3 protein-coding genes are annotated in these 3,197 nt (G+C 65.7%); all 3 read left to right on the forward strand.

Translation table 11 applies throughout. From position 1 onward, the window contains the following. Window positions 1-214 precede the first annotated feature (214 nt). Window positions 215-496: a hypothetical protein gene (locus AC6EH9_RS19985; RefSeq protein WP_498425441.1), complete on the forward strand. Its 282-nt coding sequence runs from the start codon at window positions 215-217 to the stop codon at window positions 494-496. Beyond that, the gene (locus tag AC6EH9_RS19990; RefSeq protein ID WP_498425442.1) at window positions 493-1,332 is read left to right on the forward strand and encodes a hypothetical protein; all 840 of its coding nucleotides are present in this window, start codon (window positions 493-495) and stop codon (window positions 1,330-1,332) included. The genes AC6EH9_RS19985 and AC6EH9_RS19990 overlap by 4 nt, the downstream gene beginning before the upstream one ends. Window positions 1,333-2,343: 1,011 nt before the next feature. Next, window positions 2,344-3,197, forward strand: an 854-nt coding sequence (locus tag AC6EH9_RS19995; RefSeq protein ID WP_498425443.1) for a PIN domain-containing protein, incomplete at its 3' end; no start/stop codon positions are given.

Below are 3,197 nucleotides of genomic sequence, written 5' to 3' on the forward strand. Positions count from 1 at the left end.
TTCGGCACAGTGCACATCCTTCCAGCAGCACCTCTCGGCACCACAGATCAGATGTCACCTATCCGTGCAGCAGTCCCATCCTCGGTGAAGCCGTGTGGAGCGGCGGCGAACGTAGGCCCGAGTTCGAAGCCCTCGTCCCGGACATGTGGGGCCGATCGCGGTCGTCAATTCCTACGAGCTCGTCCCAGACTGGCGTGGCACCGCGCTCAGCCCCATGATCGCGCTGCGCATGCTCGCCGAACTCGGCGTGGACGCCGCAGTCCTGTACGCGGCCCCATGCAACAGCACTCTCGACGAGCGCGAACGGCAAGCCGCATCCGCCAAGATCGCTACCATGTGGGAACGCGCCGGGTTCGCTCGACTGCACCCCGAAGTCGAAACCGGCAGCGAGTTCAGCCACGCGCTGGGCCGCGCACTCGACCCCACCGAGATCGACCACCACCTCGCCGCCCTCGCGGGCACCGACCCCGTGCTCCGAGAGGCCCTCGAAGGATGACCGACCCCGACGAACCGACCTGGCAGGAAGCGGCCGCCTACGGCACGGTCGACGACCTCGTCGGCTGGGGGAATGACAACTTCCACGTCGACCTCACCGACCGCGACGTGGTCCTCAACCTCGCCGCGAACGCCGTCCAACTCGGAGCATGGCGCAACAACTCCGAACTCGAAGACATCCACGCCGGTGCCTACAAGCGTCCCGGACAGAAGACCCCGCGGGGCCTCTCCGACGCCGAGATGATGGTCGGCAACATCGAAACCTCACGCATCATCCGCGCCCACCTCGCCACCGGCGGCCATTTGTGGTACCTCGCTGCAGAAGACGACCTGTTCGACTTCGACCGGCCCTACGCAGGCACCCCCCTGACCGACCACGTCACCAAGAAGGTCCTCTTCCAGCACCGCAAGCAGGTCAAGAACAACCTGTGGCTCTTCCGCTGCGTCGAACGACTCATCGGCTGGGACCGGTTCCTCCTCGGCCTCGCCATCTGCGACCTCGCCGACGGCATCCACTGGGGCTCCCCGCTGTGGCCCACCCAGGTCGACGCCTGGGCGGACACCAACAACCCCACCCCAGTCGCAACCCTTGTCGCCGCGCTGAAGGCCGACCCCACACAGGCCGCCCTCGACGACATCGACCACGCCATCGGCACCGGCCTCGGGTTCGCCCGCGGCAAGGAGCAATGGCATCGCGCCCACTGCGGCAACCCCGAGCACGCCCTCGACCCCACACTGCGTTCCTTCCTCGGGATGTACGCCTACCTCATGGGCATCCCACAACAGTGGCTCTACGCCGTAGCCCGCCAACGCGAAACCTCCGACACCGAATCCTGACCAGGCTGGGGCTCTCCGCCCTGGCACATGGCGACCCCATAGGCGGGAAACATCCGGCACGCCCGGCGCAGTTCAGTGCCGACAGGGCCCAAAGGACCCGTCGGCCCGCCAGATGACGGGCTGCTTCCGGTGCGTCATGCGGCACGGCGTCATAGACCGCGCGGCAGTAAGCGCGTTAGGAGCGATACTCGTCCCACGGGCGGACGTCGCCTTCACCGTTCCCACTCCGCCACCGACTTCGCGCAGTTGCCCATGTCGCGGGAAGGTCGACCATCGGCGCTGGCTGCTTCGGCGGGAACACTTCACCCAACAGAAGGACCTCGACGAGAGCCGAGGGCAAGCGCGTCATGGATGGCTCGCCCTTCGCCAACTGTTTGCCGCATCGTCCGTTGCCATGACGCCTCCACCCTCGACAGCAGGGTCCCCGTGCGCTGCCGCCTTCGAGGGTAGCCACGCTCATCGGGATTTACCGCAGCCGCCTGCAACGACGGCTCGAGCCACCTGGTCGGCCCGGTACCCCTGCCAACGAGCACCGGACGGACCACTGCTGGGATGGGTCGAGAAGCCTGTCAACACCCCTCGCCACCACCCCATGCACCGGTTGCGCCGGTTCGCATGCAACAAGGCGCCGGGCCAACCGCTCGTCGAGAGTATTGATCGGGAAGCCGGGAGAGCGGAAGTCTCCTCCAGGGTCGGGAAGGTCGCGCTTTCGAGAGACCGAGCGAGTCGTACCGGCCTCACGGCAGCGGCATGGCGTGAACCCAGGACTGCCCGGGGGCCACGGCCCACTCAACAAGACTGACGTGTTCCACGCGCGGAGTCGACACTTGGCCTAACCTTGAGGCTCACCCAAATCCATTGCGCAATGGCGTTCCGCGCGCCCACGGCGGCGTGCCGGAAAAGTCCGCAACGAGAAGGACCGGAATGCCTGGCTCTCACACAGCGACCGGCGGTAAGTCGCCACGACTGACTCCGTGTGCTGTCGTAGTCGACACCCGCAATGTGAACGGAATGCTGAACGACTTGTTCGGAGGTTTCGGCAACCGGGTCACGGGATCTGGTATCCGCAGGGCGATGCGCTCGTACAACCTGGACGTGCGCGAGATCCACGCGGGGGTGGCGACGGGGACACGGAACTCCAACCCGTCTGACCGGGTGCAAGACATGCTCAGGCGCAACTGCGAGTACCGCGACACTCTCGCTGCTGTCGGGGTGAACGTTCTTGAGGGCTACTTGGCAGAACGGCCCTCCAAGATCGAGGAGAAGATGGTCGACGTCCTGCTTGCACTGCAGGTCGCAGACATCGTAGACCGGATAGGCGAGAACGACTGCGACGCTGAATGCATCGTGATGCTCACCGAAGACATGGACCTCATCCCTGCCTATGAGTACGCAGCGAGGCGAGGTGTCAGCGTCTACGCCGCCGCGATCGACACGCACCATCAGCGCGAAGACCAGATCAAGTGGCTGCTCCTGCATGAGGACGCGGTCCGCAACATCGGCGACCTGGAAACCCGCGACGGCTCGCCCTTGCGTAGCACCATCGCGCGCATGGCGATCGGCGAAATGCGTTCGCCCCTGCCCACCAAGTGGAGAGCCCTCTGGGATCAGCGCCCCGGCGAGGTCGCACTGTCCAACAACCGCCACGTGCGCGGCCATTACTACTCGACCACCGCGCTCATGCGTCGCGAGAGCCTGGACCTCTACCCCTCGCAGGTCTACTTCAAGGAAGACGGGGACCTGTTCCCGTCCTTCCAACTGAAGCCGACACCGCCCGCACCCGGCCCCCTGAATCGCCCCGGGTTTCGTGGAGGCTCGGTTACTTGGAACCTGCCCCGATCGGGACGGGTGTTTCAGAGTAGTGC

The sequence above is a fragment of the Nocardioides sp. Z21_20 genome (assembly GCF_059766585.1).

Coding starts and splice junctions, on each gene's coding strand:
- AC6EH9_RS19985 (WP_498425441.1), top strand. CDS start 215: ATGATCGCGCTGCGCATGCTCGCCGAACTCGGCGTGGACGCCGCAGTC.
- AC6EH9_RS19990 (WP_498425442.1), top strand. CDS start 493: ATGACCGACCCCGACGAACCGACCTGGCAGGAAGCGGCCGCCTACGGC.